13 protein-coding genes, 1 tRNA gene and 1 pseudogene are annotated in these 19,235 nt (G+C 57.5%); 6 read left to right on the top strand and 9 right to left on the bottom strand.

What is annotated here, in order from left to right:
- A complete protein-coding gene (gene mvk, locus Q0650_RS06950) occupies positions 1 to 942 on the top strand; it encodes a mevalonate kinase (RefSeq protein WP_298817269.1) in 942 nt (313 codons plus the stop codon).
- A gap of 105 nt (positions 943 to 1,047) precedes the next feature.
- Here the strand turns inward: mvk and Q0650_RS06945 are convergent, their stop codons facing one another.
- Complete coding sequence (locus tag Q0650_RS06945; RefSeq protein WP_298817267.1) at positions 1,048 to 2,310, bottom strand: sensor histidine kinase KdpD; 1,263 nt, start codon at positions 2,308 to 2,310, stop codon at positions 1,048 to 1,050.
- Between the two features lie 31 nt (positions 2,311 to 2,341).
- On the bottom strand, positions 2,342 to 5,404 hold the full coding sequence (locus tag Q0650_RS06940) for a clostripain-related cysteine peptidase (protein ID WP_298817265.1): 3,063 nt from the start codon (positions 5,402 to 5,404) through the stop codon (positions 2,342 to 2,344).
- A 332-nt stretch (positions 5,405 to 5,736) separates the two neighbouring features.
- Here Q0650_RS06940 and Q0650_RS06935 point away from each other — a divergent pair, with 332 nt between their 5' ends.
- Positions 5,737 to 7,563, top strand: a complete 1,827-nt coding sequence (locus tag Q0650_RS06935; RefSeq protein ID WP_298817263.1) for an ABC transporter ATP-binding protein — start codon at positions 5,737 to 5,739, stop codon at positions 7,561 to 7,563.
- A gap of 100 nt (positions 7,564 to 7,663) precedes the next feature.
- Entirely contained in the window at positions 7,664 to 9,478 is a 1,815-nt protein-coding gene (locus Q0650_RS06930; RefSeq protein WP_298817261.1) for an ABC transporter ATP-binding protein, read from the top strand.
- 117 nt (positions 9,479 to 9,595) lie between these two features.
- Here Q0650_RS06930 and carB read toward each other — a convergent pair whose 3' ends face one another.
- A complete protein-coding gene (gene carB / locus Q0650_RS06925; protein ID WP_298817259.1) occupies positions 9,596 to 12,880 on the bottom strand; it encodes a carbamoyl-phosphate synthase large subunit in 3,285 nt (1,094 codons plus the stop codon).
- A gap of 190 nt (positions 12,881 to 13,070) precedes the next feature.
- On the opposite strand from carB, the pseudogene Q0650_RS18835 reads away from it, so the two are divergent.
- Positions 13,071 to 13,265, top strand: a pseudogene (locus tag Q0650_RS18835) (cold shock domain-containing protein); the annotation flags it as partial.
- Positions 13,266 to 13,353: 88 nt separating this feature from the next.
- Positions 13,354 to 13,686 carry a DUF1294 domain-containing protein gene (locus Q0650_RS06920; RefSeq protein ID WP_298817257.1) on the top strand — a complete coding sequence of 111 codons (333 nt, stop codon included), beginning with the start codon at positions 13,354 to 13,356 and terminating at the stop codon, positions 13,684 to 13,686.
- Between the two features lie 11 nt (positions 13,687 to 13,697).
- On the opposite strand, the gene Q0650_RS06915 is transcribed toward Q0650_RS06920, so the two are convergent.
- From Q0650_RS06915 to Q0650_RS06890, 6 genes are all read right to left on the bottom strand, one after another.
- Positions 13,698 to 13,788: transfer RNA gene (locus Q0650_RS06915), tRNA-Ser, on the bottom strand.
- A gap of 202 nt (positions 13,789 to 13,990) precedes the next feature.
- Positions 13,991 to 15,034: a glycosyltransferase family 4 protein gene (locus tag Q0650_RS06910; protein ID WP_298817254.1), complete on the bottom strand. Its 1,044-nt coding sequence runs from the start codon at positions 15,032 to 15,034 to the stop codon at positions 13,991 to 13,993.
- Positions 15,031 to 15,414, bottom strand: coding sequence for a hypothetical protein (locus Q0650_RS06905; protein WP_298817252.1), 384 nt, complete (start codon positions 15,412 to 15,414; stop codon positions 15,031 to 15,033). Before Q0650_RS06905 ends, Q0650_RS06910 begins: the two co-directional genes overlap by 4 nt.
- Positions 15,411 to 16,319: a MoxR family ATPase gene (locus Q0650_RS06900; RefSeq protein WP_298817250.1), complete on the bottom strand. Its 909-nt coding sequence runs from the start codon at positions 16,317 to 16,319 to the stop codon at positions 15,411 to 15,413. The genes Q0650_RS06905 and Q0650_RS06900 overlap by 4 nt, the downstream gene beginning before the upstream one ends.
- 87 nt (positions 16,320 to 16,406) lie before the next feature.
- Positions 16,407 to 17,075, bottom strand: a complete 669-nt coding sequence (locus Q0650_RS06895; protein ID WP_298817248.1) for a TIGR04283 family arsenosugar biosynthesis glycosyltransferase — start codon at positions 17,073 to 17,075, stop codon at positions 16,407 to 16,409.
- Positions 17,076 to 17,088: 13 nt separating this feature from the next.
- Positions 17,089 to 18,195, bottom strand: a complete 1,107-nt coding sequence (locus tag Q0650_RS06890) for a TRM11 family methyltransferase (protein ID WP_298817246.1) — start codon at positions 18,193 to 18,195, stop codon at positions 17,089 to 17,091.
- A 374-nt stretch (positions 18,196 to 18,569) separates the two neighbouring features.
- On the opposite strand from Q0650_RS06890, the gene Q0650_RS06885 reads away from it, so the two are divergent.
- On the top strand, positions 18,570 to 19,202 hold the full coding sequence (locus tag Q0650_RS06885; protein ID WP_298817243.1) for a uracil-DNA glycosylase: 633 nt from the start codon (positions 18,570 to 18,572) through the stop codon (positions 19,200 to 19,202).
- Positions 19,203 to 19,235 lie beyond the last annotated feature (33 nt).

The following is a 19,235-nucleotide window of genomic DNA, read 5'->3' as shown; positions in this document are numbered from 1 at the left end:
ATGGCAACAGCGCCGGCCAAACTGATCCTGTGTGGCGAGCATGCCGTTGTTTACGGACGGCCAGCGATTGCTTTGCCGTTATCCGATCTGCGCGCTTCGGCCACGGTAAAGCCGGCGCTGGCAGGCAATGGCCCAATCATCAATGCTCCCGATTTGGGTGGACGATGGCGGGTTGCCGATCGCCCTGACGAACCTCTGAGCGGATTGATCATGGCACTGATCGACCGTTTTGGGGTGCCAGCGAATATCGAGATCACTATTCGCTCATCGATTCCTATCGCCAGTGGAATGGGGAGTGGCGCAGCGATTGCGACTGCGATTACGCGCGAATTACTTGCTTACTGCGGGCAAAGTTTGCCTGCCGCTACCATTTCCGAACTCGTCTACGAGAGTGAGCGTGGCTACCATGGCACACCGAGCGGGATCGATAACACGGTAGTGGCCTTCGAGCAGCCGATTTGGTTTCAACGTCGAACAGTGCCGCCGCATTTGATCGAACCATTACCGATTGGAGCGCCGTTGACGCTGGTGGTAGGCGACACTGGGGTGCGCAGTCCGACAAGGCTACCGGTTGGCGCAGTGCGAGAGCGGTGGCAAGCCGATCCTGATCGCTATGAAGTGTTGTTTGATCAGGTGGCCGAGCTGGTCAGGCAGGCGCGGGTAGCGCTGGCTGAGGGCAACGCTCTGAAGCTTGGTCCACTGCTCGATGCCAATCACGAATTGCTGCGTGAGATTGGCGTCTCATCGCCAGAGCTTGATCGGTTGACAGCAGCGGCGCGCGCTGTCGGAGCGCTAGGCGCAAAACTGGCTGGCGCCGGCTGGGGGGGCGTGATGCTGGCGTTAACGGTTCCAGAACAGGCCGAGTCGGTTGCAGCGGCGTTGCGCGCTGCCGGGGCAGTGAATGCGTTCATCACGACGATCGCTGCCGTGGCCTTCCCCTGAGATGCAGCGGTCGTGCGTTCGGAAATTGCGCAAATGCCTTTCTCCCGTCACAGCGTCGGGGCAGGCATTTGCAAGGGTTTACCCACTCTCAGCCTGCGGTGATGTTTAGTCCGTTCCTAGCGGCAATTTTACGATAAAGGTACTTCCTTTCCCAATCTCACTCTCAAGCGCAATGCTACCGCCGTGCGCTTCCACCGCCAGGCGGCAGAAGTAGAGACCGAGACCGGCGCCATGACGTCGGTCGGAACTGCGCGCCTGGTAAAACCGGTCAAAGATGCGCACCTGCGCTTCTGCCGGTATACCCTGGCCGGTATCGCTGACCCGAATCTCAATGCTGTGACCATCGCTGGTGGCGCGGGCACTTACAACAACTTCGCCATCGGAAGGGGTATATTTGATCGCATTTGAAACCAGATTTGTGATGACACGTTCGATCAGGTGGTGATCCAGCATCACAGTGGGCAGCTCAGCCGGTAACTCAACCCGCACAGATGGACGGTCAGGATGGGTTATCTGGCGGTATGGGTCACACACTGTTTTGATCAGTGTAATCAGGTTAGCCGGATGCAACTGCAACGTCCAGCTACTGGTTTCCAGCCGGGCCGAATCGAGTACAGTTTCAGTCAGGCTGAGGAGATAGTTTGCGCTCTCGCGCGCCACCTCGAGGAGCTCGTTGCGCGCGTTAGCGTCAAATCCCTGGCGTTGTAGCGCTTTGAGACTGATCAACAGGGTATGTAACGGCGCTCGCATATCATGGACGATCATCCGGGTCTGATCTTCGTGATTACGCAATCGCTCATGTAGCGCTCGGTTAGACAGCGCCAGCGTGACGTGTTGGCGAGCGGCAAAATCGAGTGCTTGATTGGTGACATGAAGGAGTAGATCGACCGGTGGTAATTGTAAACGCAGCAATGCCGCTCGCTGCATCATCGGGATTGACCCGTCGAGCAGTTCGCCGATCCGCAACAGGTCTTCAGGCGCGCAACTCCAATGCGCATCGTGCAATTGCAGGTCTGGATCACGTTCCAATGGTTCAATTGGGACGGCAACCATTGCGTAGCCATAGCGTGGCCCTACGCCGATGAGCGCTACGCCAGCGCCCCGAATGAGTGCATGACTGCGCTGAATCGGTAAGGTAATATCTTGTAACGCTAAATCAGCCCAGTGACCTCCATCTGCTCCGGCTACTAGCACCGATCCACCTTCGGCAAGCGTGGCATAGCTCAAGCTCTGAGCCAGTTGGATAAGAGTGGCCGGGGTATAGCCGCCGGCAACTCCCATGCACAAACACGCTTTTAAGCCGGCAATATCTGGGATCATGTTAGTAACCGTCTTCTTGCCCAATTCGCGTTGTTTTTGCCCCCCCACGGTTCGTTCCTTCCTCACTGCGTAGCGAATGCTACCCAATCACGAGGCTGTTGAGCATTGTGTTAAATAGATCAAGTTGACTGTCAAAACTCTCCTCCGGCGCTTCGAGCATGACCAGATAGGTCCACAGGCTGTTCGGACTGGTCACAATGAGCGCGACTACGTAACTGACACCACCCTGATAGTTTTGGTAGGTATATTCTATCTTCAAGCCGTCCAGTCCGGCGAGTTGTATCGCGCTGGTATCAACCCGTAAGTCGCCATTTTGGGTCACTGCCAGCTTGAGGTCTTCCATGAGCAAGCGGGTCGCGGCTGCCGGGTTGTTGTCGATGGCCTTGTACACATCCACAACTACGTAGACTCCATCGTCAACAATGCTATGGGCGAAGATGATCCGATCGTTGCCGGAGTCAAACGCGCGCCAGTCTTGTGGATAGTCGATAGAAAAACCGAGCGTACCCTCATATCGCTGGAAACCGGTTTGCGCTGTCGTTGACGGCGGAGTCACCGGAATATCAGGACTGGTTGAGACGTTACTGTTATCAACCGAAATGTCAACATAGTTGTAGTGATAGTTACCGGCAATGTCACGGACGAGAAAGCCCATCACGTAATCACCGTTCAGGGTGGGGCCGCGCACCGCTCTGAGGGGCGCATCGCCGAAGGTGATAGTCTGACCCTCGAAGCGATTTGCTTCCAGCCCGCTGCCGGTATCGGTGTATGAGCGGTAGTATCCAGTGAATGTGTCACCGGCGCGTGGTGTCAATTCGAACGGCTGCGGTTCCTGTTTGCCGGCGGCGCGCGGAAACCCCCAAATGCGCACCAGTTGAGCTTCGTTGCCTTGAATGGTAAAGACCAGGCCGGCATTGATTTGCTCGCCGGTTGTCTTCGAAGTATATACGCCTTCCACGCCATAGAACTCTGAACCATATTTGATTGGGCCGAGTAAAACCTCTATCGATTCGTTGCCATTGTTCAGATACCAGTTAGTGGCATCCCAATTGAGTCGAAGGCTGTATTCACCGTCATCCCAATCCGGCACCTGCGCTCCCGGAGCAGTGCCCGGCGGATAGATGAAATCGACCAGGATGAGATCAACGGTATCGCGGGTGCTGTTGGGAATTCCGATAAACTGAAAGACGTAGGCAATATCGCTACCGGCGACGGTGCCGAGCAGGTTTACCGGCGCATCGATGCTCGCGACATCACGGTTGATCGATAGATCGCGAATGGTTGGGCGCTGGATTGCCGCGCTGCCGACCTCGTAATACGAAGCCAAAAAGTCATCCCACGCCGTAGCCCGCGGAATTGGTGACGCGCGATCATAGGCTTCAGCGTAGAGATCGCTGAATTGCGGGAAGTAGATCGAGAGACCGCCGCTCTGGCGATGGTACGGGCCAACGCCGTTGGCAATGCGCGCTTCCTCTATGACTCGTAACAATTCGTTGGCGCGATCGCGAATTGCGCTGGTTGCGTTTTGTTGTGGCAACAAGTTCAAAAAGTGTGGCAGGTCAATGGCATTGAATTCTTCGGCGTAAGCAGGGGCGTAGACATTGACGAACGAACGTGCCTGCCCGATGATGAGATAGTATTGCCGCGCGCTGCGTTGCAGCTCTTGGGCCAGACTATGGAGCCGGTTAATCATCTCATCAGCGCGTGTCAAATCGAATGCCGAGAGGGTAACATCGTCGGCCTGACTGCCGCGAAACGAGTTCATATACGTCTCGACAATTACTGGCGCGATGGCGTAGCCGTCTTGCTCTGGTTCCGCTACCAGCCTTTCCAGCCAGGCGTCCCACGCCCAACCGCTGTTGGGTTCGAGTTCAGCCGAAGCGACCATGACTCGTCCATAAGGCGCGACTGTATGCAAGACATCGATTTGCGCCATCAGGCAGGCATCAAAGCCGATCAATTCGAAGCCACCGATACGAGTCCGGGCCAGCGCTGTTTCAAAGGCCGAGCTGATCTCAGGCAGATTGAGCGCATCGCCATCGGTGTCATCGCTGGCGATACCGAGCCATGACGCGCCGTGATCCCAGAGAATGATCGCATAGCGTTGCGCAGGGTAGGTTTCGATCCCCCAGATTAGAAAATCGGTCAACGTGGCCGGATCGCCCATATTGCGTTCGCCGAGATTGGCCAGCGCATTTTCGACAGTTGGTTCCATCCCGCTTTCGACCAGAAAGCGTAGCGCGCCTTCCCAATTGCCGTAGCGCTCGTCATCCCACGTTTCCGGTGAGCGGATGCGATCCATTTCAACCACAATGCGCACGCGGTCAGAGGAGCCGACCCGCGCCATTTCGAGAAAGTCGTCGATGGCGTCAGACTCCAGATTGTTATCGCCATCCAGATAGACGAGCACTGTCCAATCGGCGGCGTTGGGTGGTGGTTCGCGAGTCGGTGTCGTGGATAGCGCAACGGGTGTAGAGCTGAAGGTGCCGCCACTGTTATTATTGCTGCTGTTGTTGCCACCGCCGCTACGGTTGAAGATGAAGATACCGCCGGCAATGGCTGCCGCAAGCACAATACAGCTAAACAGACTGCCAAGCAAAAGCCAGATTGGGAAGCGGCGAGACGAGGTTGATGGTGGCGGAGCGGGAGCAGGGTTAGGTGGTAATTGGAAACCGCCAGCAGGAGGCGACGATGGTTGCGGCCAGCCTGGCGGCGCTGACGGCATACCCGGTAATGGGTTGCCGGCTGCTGGTGGAGAAACGGATGGTGGTTGCGCCGGCCATGCTGGCGTTGGCGGGGTGACACCTGGTGGTGAGCCGCCAACTGGTAGTGTTGGTTCGACCGCTGCGCTAACTATCTCTTCGAACCGGAAAACTTCATCGCCGATGACAAAAGTATCGCCGTTACGCAACAGATGGCGTTGCACTCGTTGCCCATTAACCAGCGTTCCGTTTGCGCTTCCCACGTCAATCAGGATGTATACGCCGCTTTCGCGTCTAATCTCTGCGTGGCGACGAGAAGCTTGCTGGCTGGCAATGACCACGGTATTCTCGGGCAAGCGGCCAAAGGTCAAAATTGTGTCGCCGAGCTGGAATACTCGACCGGCCAATGGTCCGCTTACTGCCACTATGCGTGCCGTCATAGCTGCTCCATGATGCGTGGCCGGACACAAACACGATCGAATTGTAGCACGCGATCACTCCGTTGAACATAGGAAAAAGGTTACACCTTACGGCTGATCTCTGGCGATATGGGATAGAGTATACTCGCAATAATGTTCTATTCTGCGGTCATTGCATATATGGCTTTGCAATGCAGCAATACTCTGGCAGGAACGCCAAATCGCTCAATTGGCCAGGTTATCAGCGCAGGCGCATGGAGGTTCCCAGATGTTGGATGTGATTGATCAGGCGGTAGTTCGTCACGTGACCGGAATGAGGTAAATAGTCAGGTATAGCAAAGGAGCCGATCATCGTGCAGCGCAGTGAGTTTACCGTTGCCTCAGCCTACGCCTACGATCGGCGCAGCGTCGCTCGTTGGCTCATCTCGCATGTTGTCCGCTACTGGCCATTTGTGCTTGGCTTCTATCTCTGTTTCATCACAGCATGGGCCGCCTACTCTGGAGCGCAGGCGTTGATTGGACGAACTGCCGATGTGCTCAGCGGGCCGCCAGATTATGGCGCGCTCACCGGGCTGGCGCTGGCTGTGCTGGCAGTGATGGTGACCGATAGCGTCACTGCTTTGATTGGCAGTCTGTCAGCCGAGAATGTAGCAGCGCGGGTTGAGGCTGATGTGCGGCAAGAGTTTTACGAGAGCCTGCTCGCGAAGAGCAAAGCGTTTCATGATCGCCAGCGCGCCGGCGATCTAATGGCACGCGCTACCGATGATACCAATCTGGTAGCGAATATGATTGTGCCCGGAGCGACGCTGATCTCAGAAACAGTGTTAGGGATTGTGGTGCCACTAACTTTCATTTTCTTCACTGAGCCGCGTCTGATCGTGGTGCCATTCGTCTTCGTTGTCGGCTATATCGTCACAGCGCGCTGGTATTTGCGCCGATTGATGCCGGTGATTCAGCGTCAGCGTGAGCAGTACGGGGTCATGAATGCCGGCCTGGAAGAGACGATCAGCGGGATCGAAGTCGTCAAGGCGAGCGCGCGCGAGGCGCTCGAGCGCTCGAAGTATTTGCGCAACGCGCAACGTTTCCGCGATCTGTTTGTCGAACAGGGGCAGATCGAGGCGCGTTATCTGCCCCTGTTACTGTTTGGAATTGCGCTTGGCGCTGAGTTCTTCCATGCGCTCTGGCTCTACAGTGTAGGTGAAGTCGGTTTGGGGCAGGTCGTGGCCGTGATCGGGTTGATGAATGTCCTGCGTTTCCCGACCTTCATCTCTCTCTTCGCATTTTCGGTCTTTCAGGCCGGACTGGCCGGCGCGCGCCGAATTCTCTCGATCATCAACGCTGAGACCGACCTCGACGAGAATCCAACCGGTTATCGCGCGCCGCTCCGGGGTGAGATCGTCTTTGAACGGGTCAGTTTTAGCTTTGCTGCTCATCCCGGTGAAGAACCGCATCAGGTGTTGCGCGACATCTCGTTTCGGATTGCCGCCGGTCAAACCGTGGCAATCGTTGGCCAAACCGGCAGCGGCAAGAGTGCTCTGACCCAACTGGTCAACCGCACGTATGACGCAACTGAAGGGCGGGTTTTGATTGATGGGGTTGATGTGCGTGACTGGAATCTTGATGCGCTCCGTTCGCAGATCGGTAAGATTGAGCAGGATATCTTTCTCTTTTCGCGCACGATTGCCGAAAATATCGCCTTTGGCGCACCCGGCGCAACGCAAGAGCAGATTGAAGCCGCCGCGCGCGCTGCGCAAGCGCACGAGTTTATCAGCCGAATGCCTGACGGCTATCAGACGGTCATCGGTGAACGGGGCGTAACGTTGTCTGGTGGCCAACGGCAGCGAATTGCGCTGGCCCGCGCCTTTCTCGCCAATCCGCGCATTCTCATTCTCGATGACAGTACTAGTGCGATCGATAGCGCAACCGAAGATGAGATTCAGCGGGCTATCCGGCAGGCGCAACAGGGTCGCACGGTGTTGCTGATCACTCACCGCCTATCGCAAATCCGGTGGGCTGATCAGATTCTTGTACTCGATGGTGGACGTTTGGTAGCGTCGGGTACCCACGATGAGCTGTTGCGAACTTCGCCCCATTACCGCCGCATCTTTGCCCGTTATGAGCTTCCCGCTCTGCGCGCCGAACTGACGCCGGCGTCGGTGAAGGCAAGTCAATCAACTTGACGTAACGAGTTGGATGTCGATTGGTTTCGTCGCGCAGGGTGTAAGTTGTAGATGGCTGGAAACATCCAACATCTGGATCGGCAGAAAGGGCTGAACGCCTATGGGTTTTCTCTTTGATGGCCTCGACGCTGAAGGCTACGATCGCAAGTATAGTGACAAGGAACTGGTGCAGCGGATTCTGCGTTATTTTCGTCCGCAAGCCGCGAAAATGATCACCGCTGCTCTGATGATCAGCGCCACTGCCTTGATCGAAGCGCTCATTCCGATCTTCATTTCACACAGTATTGATGAGATCCAGACGGCGACATCACTCAATCAGGCGGCGTTACTGGCGGGTGCGCTGGCGTTGATCGCCTGTCTATCGTGGGTTTTCAACCTGATCCGGCAAACCATGTCGGCGCGAGCTATCGGGGAGGTCGTCCTGGCGCTGCGGCGCGATGCTGCCGACGCAGTGCTGGCCCGCGATCTCAGTTTCTATGATGAGTTTCCATCGGGCAAGATTGTCAGTCGAGTCAATTCTGACACGGCAGCATTTGCTCAGGTGATGACACTGACGATGGATCTGCTCAGTCGCCTGTTGCTGGTCGTCGTGCTGGTGGGCTATCTTGCGGTGGTGAGCTGGTCACTCACGCTGGTATTAATCGGGTTGGCGCCGCTGATTATCGGCGCAGCCCTGGCGTTTCGCTCCATTGCGCGCCGCGTGATCACCGCCTCGCGCCGCGTCAACGCTGAAGTGAGCAATCACATTCAGGAGACGGTTAGCGGTATCGGAGTGGCCAAGACCTTTCGCCAGGAGCAGGCGATCTACGCTGATTTTCTCGATGTTAATCAGAAGAGCCGGCGGATCAATCTGTATACACGCTATACGTTCAGCAGCATCTTTCCACTCCTCAACCTGCTGGCTGCGGTTGGTACGGCCATGCTAGTCTACCTTGGCGGTCAAATGGTCTTTGCAGGCGAATTGACAACCGGAACTTGGTTCCTGTTCATTCAGGGCTTACAGAGCTTCTGGTTCCCGCTGACCAGTATTGCTTCGTTCTGGAGTCAGTTTCAGCTAGGTCTGGCCGCTGGCGAGCGGGTCTTTGCGCTGATCGATGCCGAACCGCGAGTGGTGCAGCTTGATCGAGTTGATCCGGGCCGATTGCGCGGCGAGATCGTGTTTGATCGGGTAGATTTCGCTTACAAGCCGGACGAGCCGGTGTTGCGTCAGTTCAATCTGCATATCAGGCCCGGTGAGCGGGTGGCGCTGGTCGGGCATACCGGTTCTGGCAAGAGTAGTATTGCGAAACTCATTGCCCGTTTCTACGAGTTTCAGGGTGGTCAGATCCGAATCGATGGTCACGATATTCGTTGCCTCGATCTGAATGCCTATCGCAGTCAGCTCGGTATGGTGACGCAAACACCGTTTTTGTTTGACGGTACCGCGCGCGAGAATATTCGCTACGGACGACCCGACGCCGATGATGAAGCAGTGCTGGCAGCGGCGCGACGGGTTGGTCACGGTGACTGGCTGGCAACGCTGCCGGCAGGCCTCGATACGCCGGTAGGGGAACGTGGTAGCAGCCTGAGTATGGGTCAGCGGCAACTGGTGGCGCTGGCGCGGGTGCTATTGCAGGACCCGGCTATCTTGATCCTCGACGAAGCAACGGCTAGCATCGACCCGCTCACCGAAGCGTTGATTCAAGAGGGGCTTGACGAGGCGATGCGTGGACGAACGGCTATCATCATTGCGCATCGGCTCAGTACAGTGCGCGAAGTTGATCGGATCATTGTGCTCCGCCGCGGCGAGATTATCGAGCAGGGGACACACGATGAGTTGCTGGCTGCCGGTGGGCACTACGCTGAGTTGTACAACACCTACTTCCGCCATCAGAGTCTCGAATATATCGAAGCGGCGGGAAGGGTCAAAGTGTAAAGGGTATTGTGGTCAGGTGCAGGCCGGCGCTTCAGCAAGGCGGTTTCAGGCAAAAAAGAGCAACGTGGTCGCATTCAGAGCGACCACGTTGCCACTAAACCGGGTCGTAATCGGAGCCTAATCTGCGGCTGACCGCTCTTGCAATGATTGCAATGTCCAGTGACCACTGCGCATTGCCTGGATCGCCTGCACTGCCGCAGCCGCGCCGGAGAGCGTGGTCAGCGTTGGGACGCCGTAGGTGATTGCGGCGCGACGGATAGCGCCTTCATCGAAGAAGCTCGTCTTGCCGAGCGGTGTATTTACGATCAGGGCAATCTCACCATTCTTGATGTAGTCAACCGCGTTGGGCCGTCCCTCGTTTACTTTATAAATGGCCTTTACTTCCAGCCCGTGTTGCTGGAGGAATGCGGCAGTGCCGCTGGTCGCCAGTAGCTTGAAGCCGAGCGCAGCCAGATTGCGCGCAATCGGCAAGAGGGTCGCCTTGTCGCGGTCGTTGACACTCAGGAAGGCGTTACCGCTGGTAGGTAGATGATTGTTGCATGCCATCTGCGCCTTGGCGAACGCTTCGCCAAAAGTTGCGCCGCTCCCCATCCCCTCGCCGGTTGATTTCATCTCAGGGCCGAGCAGGGTGTCTACACCACTGAAGCGCGACCATGGTAGCACTACTTCTTTCACGTGAAAACGTTGCTCGCTCGCTACTTCTAGCCGGTAGCGCGGTGGGTTGACCAGCGCCGGATGCACAACGGACACTCGTTCGTTGTGCATCCGCAGCCGCGCGCCAGCCGCGCACTGCACCGCTAATTGCGCCCACGGGATTCCAGTCGCTTTGGCGACGAACGGCACGGTGCGCGAAGCGCGCGGGTTGACTTCGAGCACGTAGACGATACCATCTTTCATCGCGTACTGGATGTTCATCAGGCCAACAACGCCGAGCGCGTGGGCCAGTTGCTCAGTGTAGCGGCGCATCGTCGCGACATGCTCTTCTGCCACCATGTAGGTGGGAATCACGCAGGCGCTGTCGCCGGAGTGAACGCCAGCCAGCTCGATCTGCTCCATGATGCCCGCGATAACCACTGTCTCGCCGTCACAGACCGCATCGACATCCATTTCAAAGGCATCTTCGAGGAAGCGATCGATCAACACCGGGTGTTCAGGGGAAGCAGCGACTGCTTCCCGCATATAACGTTCGAGAGCGGCATCGTCGTAGACAATCGCCATTGCCCGCCCGCCGAGCACATAACTGGGGCGCACTACTACCGGATAACCGATCTGGCGAGCCACAGTCAGCGCCTCTTCCCACGAGGTAGCGCTGCCGTGTTCGGGAGCAGGAATGTTTAGCTCCTTCAGCAATGCGCCAAATCGGTCGCGATCCTCAGCCAGATCGATTGCTTCAGGCGCAGTGCCCCAGATCGGCACGCCAACGGCTTCGAGCGCTCGCGCTAGCTTGAGCGGTGTCTGACCGCCAAACTGGATAATGACGCCATCGGGCCGTTCTTTTTCTACCACGTTGAGCACGTCTTCCAGGGTCAATGGCTCGAAGTAGAGCCGATCAGCCGTGTCGTAGTCGGTTGAGACCGTCTCCGGGTTGCAGTTGACCATGATCGTCTCATAGCCAAGCGCGCGCAAACCAAAGACCGCATGACTACAGCAGTAGTCAAACTCGATCCCTTGACCGATCCGATTGGGCCCAGAGCCGAGAATCACCACCTTCTTGCGGTTGGTCGGCTCCGATTCATCTTCGCTCTCGTATGACGAGTAGAGGTAGGGCGTGTAGGCTGGAAACTCGGCGGCACAGGTGTCAACGCGATGGTACGTGGGACGGATGCCGAGTTCAAGCCGTCGCCGACGCGCGGCCAGTTCGGCTGACCAGCGCTCTGGGCCGGGGGGCACGCGCAAGAGATGGGCCAGTTGGGCGTCGCTGAATCCCATCCGCTTGGCCTGTCGCAACAGATCGGGCGGAATGGTATCGAGGTCAAAGGCGCGCAAGCGGCCTTCGAGATTCACAAGCTGTTCGAGCTGGCGGATAAACCACGGATCAATTTTGGTGAGAGCGCTGATCTGTTCAACCGACATCCCACTCTGGAGCGCGTAGCGAATGTAAAACATGCGGTCAGGGTGAGGAGTAATCAGCCGCTCGCGCAACCGCTCCGGTTCAATCGCATCGCGACCATCAGCGCCCCAACCGGCCCGTCCCTGTTCGAGCGAGCGCCATGCCTTCTGGAAGGCTTCGGGGAAGGTGCGGCCAATCGCCATCACCTCGCCGACCGACTTCATCGAGGTGGTCAACGTCTGATCGGCCTGCGGGAACTTCTCGAAGGTGAAGCGCGGAATCTTGACAACCACATAGTCAAGTGTCGGCTCAAACGATGCCGGTGTCTCGCGGGTAATGTCGTTGGGCAATTCATCGAGCGTATAGCCAACAGCCAGTTTGGCGGCAATCTTGGCAATCGGGAAGCCGGTCGCCTTCGAGGCCAGCGCCGATGAACGCGACACGCGCGGATTCATCTCAATCACGTAGATCCGACCATCAGTGGGAGAGACGGCAAACTGCACATTAGAGCCGCCGGTCTCGACGCCAACGGCGCGCAGCACGGCCAGACCCATATCTCGCATCCGCTCGTATTCACGGTCGGTAAGAGTCATCGCCGGAGCGACAGTGATGCTATCGCCGGTATGAACTCCCATTGGATCGATGTTTTCAATCGAACAGATGATGACACCGTTGTCGTTCCGGTCGCGCATCACCTCTAGCTCAAACTCCTTCCAGCCCAGCACACTCTCTTCGATCAACACCTGCGATACCGGCGAAGCATCGAGACCGCGTTCGACAATCGAGCGGAATTCCTCCATGTTGTAGGCGATGCCGCCACCTTCACCGCCGAGGGTGAACGAAGGGCGAATGATGGCCGGGAAACCGGTTTGAGCCACGACGGCCAACGCTTCATCGATTGTAGTGGCCGTGCCTGATCGTGGCACCTGTAAGCCGATTTCGATCATCTTATCCTTGAACCGCTGCCGATCCTCGGCGATGCGCACAGCTTCGACCGATGCCCCAATCAGCTCGACGCCATACTTTGCCAGGATGCCGGCCTCATGCAGCGCTACGGCCAGATTGAGTGCCGTTTGACCGCCAACAGTGGGTAAGATGGCATCAGGCCGCTCGCGGGCAATAATGCGTTCGAGACTGGGGACGGTGAGCGGTTCGATGTACGTGGCGTCGGCAAGACTGGGATCGGTCATGATAGTGGCCGGGTTAGAATTAACCAGGACGACCCGGTAACCTTCTTCACGCAACGCCTTACAGGCTTGCGTCCCGGAATAGTCGAATTCGCAGGCCTGCCCGATCACAATCGGGCCAGAGCCGATGATGAGAATAGTATGTAAATCGGTGCGCTTCGGCATCTTCGTTTCTGGCTCCTCTGGCGCGGGGCTATCGAGCGCGCCCCGCACGGCGCTGACTGATTATACAACGAAGTGCGGTTATGGTCAGGTGAGGTGGCATTCGGTCGATGACAATTGGGTGGAAATATGCTAGTATGGCGAGAAATATCCACGGATTGCGTTACGATGGGTCATTTTCATCCAGGGAATTATGAAACAGCAACGATACGTTGGTCGGGTTGTCTCGTGGAAAGGCGAGAGAGGGTACGGATTCATCAGTTTGGCAAATAATGAAGGTGACATCTTCTTCCACGTGAACGACTCTTTTAGTCGGGATTGGTTGCCACAAGTCGGCGAACCGGTCAGTTTTGAGCTAAAGCCTGATACCGACGGTCGGTGGCGCGCGGTTGAGGTCAGGTCGCTCACCAGCAATCCGCAATTTTTGCCCCCTCCTGGTATTGGCTTCGACGCTGTGCTGGCCGTTCTGGTGTTTGTTGCCCTTTCTGATCTTGCTCGGAATGGCAACCTTCATCGCAGCGTTGCCCATCTGGGTAATCGGCTGGTATCTGGCGACCAGCGTTGTGACCATCATGCTCTATGCGGAAGACAAGCAACGAGCCCGGCAAGCTGTGCGACGGATCCGCGAAAACACCCTGCATCTATGGGAGTTGATCGGCGGCTGGCCCGGCGCTATCATCGCGCAGCAGGTCTTTCGTCACAAACGCATTAAAGATCGTTATGTGTCGATCTTCTGGACGATCATTATCGCCCATCTGGTTGGATTGATCGGATACCTGATCTGGAGTTTGGGAGTGATAGGCAGGTAGGGAATAGTAGATGGCGGGCAGGGTGGGATTCGAACCCACGACAGCGTTGCCGCTGTACGGCATTTCCAGTGCCGCGCACTAGACCAACTATGCGACCTGCCCGCGCCATACGCGATATTACCATAAGGCGACGGGTGACGCAAGAGTTCACGCGCATCCTGCGAACCTCCCCGTTTTCCGCGCAGACGGTATTCGCGTCAACTTGCTCGCACTGCTGGCGGTCGCGCGAGGGTTGCATAGATGCCTGGATCACGAGCAATGATCAATCGGTGGAACTGCCCGGTCGCGTACCAGCGCTGCGAGCTTACGGCGTCTGCCCTGTCAGAGCCGCGATCACGCGATCCCAGGAGATTTCGGCAACAAGTGGACGGCCAGCGCTGCCCAGCCGCGCCGCTTCGGTCGCATCGCTTGCTAATCGGTCGAGATGGCGGGCAATCGCTGTCGGATCAGGCGGCGAGATAAGACCGTTCTCACCGTGACGCACAAACTCAAGCACTCCGCCGGCGTCGTCGGTGGTAATGACCGGTCGGCTCGCGCCAAAGGCTTCCACCGTCGCAAATCCGTAGTCCTCATCGACCGGCGCATAGTAGACGGCGCGAGCGTGAGCATACAGATTGATCAGTTCATCATCGGGAACAAACCCGCGAAACTCGACTCGTTGACCGAGGCCGAATTCGGCAGCGAGTCGCTGCAATCGCTCACGGTCAGGGCCGGTACCGGCGATAATCGCGCGCACTGGCGTAGTTGTGCGCGCCAGAGCTGCTAGCAGCAACTCAATTCGCTTGGCCCGGTCGAGGCGAGAAGGCGAGAGGATGTAGTCGTCGTATGGCCCGGCCCACAGCCGCTCGGCGTAGCGGCTCGGCGGGTAGAGTGGCGTACTGCTCAGGCCGTTAAACCGTTCCAGGCGATGGCTAACGTTGCGTGAGATGGTATAGCGCGCGCGACATTCACCAATGGCGCGGTTATCAATGCGAAAGATCTGTTCGCGCACGGCGCGATGAGATGGTGATCCGTCGAAGTCGCTGAGCGGCGTGCCATACCAATCGTAGGCCTGCCGATGCTGATGCACCAGCCAGAGAATCTTGCGCGGGTGACGGATCAGGTACGAAGGGAACTTGGTCGCAATGACCAGATCGACCGGTTCGCCGTTCACGTGACTGATGTCGAGCAGGCGCCACGCCAGCGCGCTATCGATAATCCGTTCGACTGGATGCCATTGAAAAGGGAGGGCAACTACATCGACGGTATGGCCACGGCGGCGCAACTCATCGCGCAGGCTTTCAACCAGATACTCGGCGCCGCCGCGCGTAAACGGCACCTGCGTCGCGCAGATTAGAATGCGGCTCATGAGGGTGGCACAGATTGTTGCAATTGAGCGCGCAAGGCGGACAGTTCGGCGCGCAAGGCAGCGTTCTCGGCGACCAGCAAGCGGATAGCGCGGGCAGTTGTGTCGTTAAAGGCGTTCTGCTGCTCAACAATCGGGTTGATATACCAGCGCAGATAACGTCGCACCACTTTATTGACGAACGCGATCACCTTTTCCAGCGGATTACGCCCCTCAAGCGGCCAGTGAGCGCTCACCACGCGGGTATATTCCAGCTCTTCCACCACCCGCTGCAACTCGCGTTCGGTTGGCGTTGGCTCGACAGCGGGCAGCGCAGCGCGTTGGGCGCGCACTTCGGCGCGCAAAGCGGCCAGCGTTGCCGCGACATCGATCTCTCCGCTCATGACACCCCCACACTCGCCCGTTTCAACAATTCGTTGAGCCGCTGTCCACGCACCTGCGCAATATCGTCCTGATACTTCAAGATCGCGCCTAGTGTATCTTCGACGGCCTGCGGTGTCAACTCGGTCTGATCAAGCGCAACCAGCGCCGTCACCCAATCGAGGGTCTCGGCGACGCCGGGCAACTTGTAGAGATCCATCCGTCGCAACTCTTGCACGACCAGCACGACCTGTCGAGCAAGGCGCTCACTCGCGCCGGGAACGCGCGCCTTGACGATCTGAATCTCTTTATCCAGCGCAGGATAATCGACCCAGTAGAAGAGGCAGCGCCGCTTCAGCGCATCGTGTACTTCGCGCGTGCGATTAGAGGTGATAATCACGGTTGGCGGTGTCTCGGCCCGAATCGTCCCGATTTCGGGGATCGAAATTTGCCAGTCAGAGAGAAGTTCAAGCAGAAAGGCTTCAAACTCTTCATCAGCGCGGTCAAGTTCGTCGATCAGCAGAATCGGTGGCTGGTCACCTCTGGCCTCAATCGCCTGTAAGAGTGGACGCTTGATCAGAAACTCTGGCCCAAAGATGCTCTGTTGCGCCGCAGTGTTTTGCGCGGCTCCTTGCGCCTCTAACAGGCGAATTTGCAGCATCTGACGGGCATAGTTCCACTCGTAGATGGTTGTGTTAACATCCAGCCCTTCGTAACATTGCAGTCGGATCAGCTCGCGACCCTGCATGCGGGCCAGTGTTTTGGCAATCTCTGTCTTGCCGACGCCGGCCTCACCTTCGAGCAACAACGGCTTGTTCAGCTTCAGCGCCAGAAAGATGGCGGTGGTCAGGGCGCGATCGGCGATGTAAGCGTATTCGGCGAGAGCCGCCTGCAATTCGTCGATCGAAGCAAATGAAGTATACGTCATACGTGGGCGCTCCACGGCGAAAGATAATTCCTGTTGTATTGTACACCGACTCGCCTTTGCGAATGAACAGCGCGGCAGGGCATTGGTTTACCGGTATTGACGAGCGATCTGGTGGGGTGACACGCCGATCAGATATTGCAACCAGAGCCAGAAATCGCGCAACAGTTGGCGCAGAATACCATTGGCGCGAAAGCGCCGCGCCGACGTGACCACCTCCGCCGGCACAACGTGGACGCGGGTATAGGCGCGGGCGCGACGGAAAAGTTCGACATCCTCAAAGAGTGGCCAGTCAGGGAAACCGCCGAGCCGCTCGAAGAGAGTGCGTCGTATCACCATACACTGGTCGCCATAGCTGGTGAGCAGCGAGTCAAACCACATCAAGCGAGCTGCCAGTGCCAGTAACCAATCAGGATCGTCGAACGAGAGCCGGAATTTGGCTACCTGAACCTGCGGATCGGCGAATAGGTAACGCAGCAGACGGAAGGCGTGAGCAGGCAGGCGGGTATCGGCGTGAAGAAACACAAAGATGTCACCGGTCGCGACGGAGGCTCCGGTATTGAGTTGTGGGCCGCGGCCACGCGGCGCCGCTACGACCTGCGCGCCGGCAGCGCGCGCCAGAGCAGGCGTATTGTCAGTGCTACCGCCATCGGCAACGATCACTTCGAGATCAGGATCGAGCCGAATGACCGATTGCACACAGGCGCCGATGTGGTCAGCCTCATTGAGGGCAGGAATAATGACGCTAAATGCTGGCAAAGTTCCTCCTTTCTCACCGTCTGCGCAGCAGAAAGATATACTCGTGTTTGAAGACATAAAAACCACCGGCCAGCGCTCGATAGCGCCAGAGTTCGGCGCTGCCGCGCTTGCCCAGGGTATCAGTGAAATTCTTGACGATGATACTCTTGAGACTAAAACCGCAGGCGCGGATCGTTTCCATCGCCTGAAAGCCGAGCGGATACCATTCACCCCGACGATATGTGTCGCCAATGACCAGCGCCAGATAGCGACCGCGGTCGAGCGCTGCCGCTAATCGTTCGGTAAGCAGTTTCAGGCGGTTGAGAAAGTCGGTAATCGTAGGCGCATTGGAGAGATCGCGCGGATCACTGCTGAAACGAATGATGTCGTGGTACGGTGGGTGAAGTAACACCAGTTGCGCACTCGTGGCGCCATAGCGAGCCAGCAGCGCCTGAAAATCGGTCTCGAGGCTATCGCCCTGCTCAATGGCGGCAATCGTTGGGTGCGTTGGTGGCTCAGCAGCGAGGAGCTGATGAACGTGATCTACCATCTGCGCCTGAAGCTCAATCCCGATCGCATGGCGACCGAGACGGCGCGCTTCGATCAGAGTTGTGCCTGAGCCGGCGAAGGGATCGATCACCCATTCACCGGGCCGGGTGTAGCGACGGATAAACTGGCGCGGGATTTGTGGAACGAAGTTCCCCCAGTAATCGGCACGATGAACGCCGGAGTTGTCGCGTCGTTCGATCAGCCAGAGGCTATCAGTCAGAATGTCATCGTACTCTTTCCAGCGATAGAGATCAATGTCGCTGGCCGGCGCAAACCGCTGCGCAGTCAGTGAACGGCGCAGGCGGCTGAGGTAATAGCGGGCGCGTTCGAGGGTCCGGGCAGCGGCAATTTGATCCAGTTCGGCCTGCAATACTTCCGGCGTAAAGTGGATCGCATCATCGCCAGACTGGCGTAGCCGGTCATCTGGATCGGCCAGTCGCCGGCGCAGTTTGGCTACACCGATGCGCAGATCAGCCAGAGTCGGCATGTCTAGCAGCGCATCGAGCGCCGCGGCAAAGGTGGCGCGGTCAATCTGCCACTGCGGCGAATCAGCATTGGGCGGCAACTGGGCCGAGGGCGCGTGTCCGGTCATCGGAAGTATTCCTGTCGGCGAGACGTTATCATGGTTAGTGTAGCACAAGATGTTTGTCATGTCATTGTGCAGCTTCTGGATAGCATGATTCGGTTCCGGCGATCGCGTGACGAAGATTTGCGAAAACCGCCAGGTTCGCGCGACCGCTCGCCGATACTCGCTGGGCCGCGAGAGCGAACATTCCTCGACTCGCCAGGGAAAGGTATGCCGATCTGGCACTGTCTGGGTGAAAGCATGGCGCAGTCTACCAACGGAAGGGATTGATCCGTTCTCGTATGATATGCGACCTGCGCAGTTGCACACAAAGTCTGCTGTACACTTTTGGGTGTGTTATAATAAACAAAGGTAAAGCTGAAACATGCAAGGATGGGCGTGTGACAGCCAGTGATACTCTATTTGCCATTGCTCAGGAGGTGCAGCGCTGCACCGCTTGTAATCTCCATCGTGGGCGCACGCGCGCCGTTCCCGGTGAGGGGCCGGCAGATGCGCGCATTATGCTGATCGGTGAAGGCCCTGGCTATCACGAAGATCGGCAGGGCCGCCCGTTTGTCGGCCCGTCAGGTCAATTCCTGACCGATCTGTTGGCGCTGGCCGGGTTGAGTCGCGACGAAGTATTTATTGCAAACGTTGTCAAGTGCCGGCCACCGCAAAATCGCGATCCTGAGCCTGCTGAAATTGATACCTGCACCAAATTGTTTTTGATGCGACAGATTGCGGCGATTGATCCGGCTGTGATTGTTACGTTGGGCCGTTATTCCATGAATCTCTTTCTGCCCGGCGAACGCATTTCGCGCATCCACGGCCAACCACGCTATGTGAATGGGCGATTGATTGTGCCGATGTTGCATCCGGCATCCGCTCTGCACCAGCCCCAGAATCGTCCGCTGCTGGAAGCCGATTTTAGCCGCTTGCCCGCAATTCTGGCCGAAGCCGAGCGTCAGCGTAGCAAGGCTGCGCCGGCCAGGCCAACGGTTGACGAGCCACCTGAACAGCTCCGTCTCTTCTGATCATTGGTCGCCAGTTACCGGTGATGCAATTGA

The organism is uncultured Chloroflexus sp. (assembly GCF_937129525.1).
Classification (GTDB): domain Bacteria; phylum Chloroflexota; class Chloroflexia; order Chloroflexales; family Chloroflexaceae; genus Chloroflexus.
The sequence above is the reverse complement of the archived record's forward strand: the minus strand, read 5'-3'. Positions and strand labels throughout refer to the sequence as shown.

Bases quoted from the DNA above. Each gene is read 5' to 3' on its own strand.
- mvk (WP_298817269.1), top strand. From the start codon at position 1: ATGGCAACAGCGCCGGCCAAACTGATCCTGTGTGGCGAGCATGCCGTT.
- Q0650_RS06940 (WP_298817265.1), bottom strand. From the start codon at position 5,404: ATGACGGCACGCATAGTGGCAGTAAGCGGACCATTGGCCGGTCGAGTA.
- Q0650_RS06930 (WP_298817261.1), top strand. From the start codon at position 7,664: ATGGGTTTTCTCTTTGATGGCCTCGACGCTGAAGGCTACGATCGCAAG.
- carB (WP_298817259.1), bottom strand. From the start codon at position 12,880: ATGCCGAAGCGCACCGATTTACATACTATTCTCATCATCGGCTCTGGC.
- Q0650_RS06910 (WP_298817254.1), bottom strand. From the start codon at position 15,034: ATGAGCCGCATTCTAATCTGCGCGACGCAGGTGCCGTTTACGCGCGGC.
- Q0650_RS06905 (WP_298817252.1), bottom strand. From the start codon at position 15,414: ATGAGCGGAGAGATCGATGTCGCGGCAACGCTGGCCGCTTTGCGCGCC.
- Q0650_RS06900 (WP_298817250.1), bottom strand. From the start codon at position 16,319: ATGACGTATACTTCATTTGCTTCGATCGACGAATTGCAGGCGGCTCTC.
- Q0650_RS06890 (WP_298817246.1), bottom strand. From the start codon at position 18,195: ATGACCGGACACGCGCCCTCGGCCCAGTTGCCGCCCAATGCTGATTCG.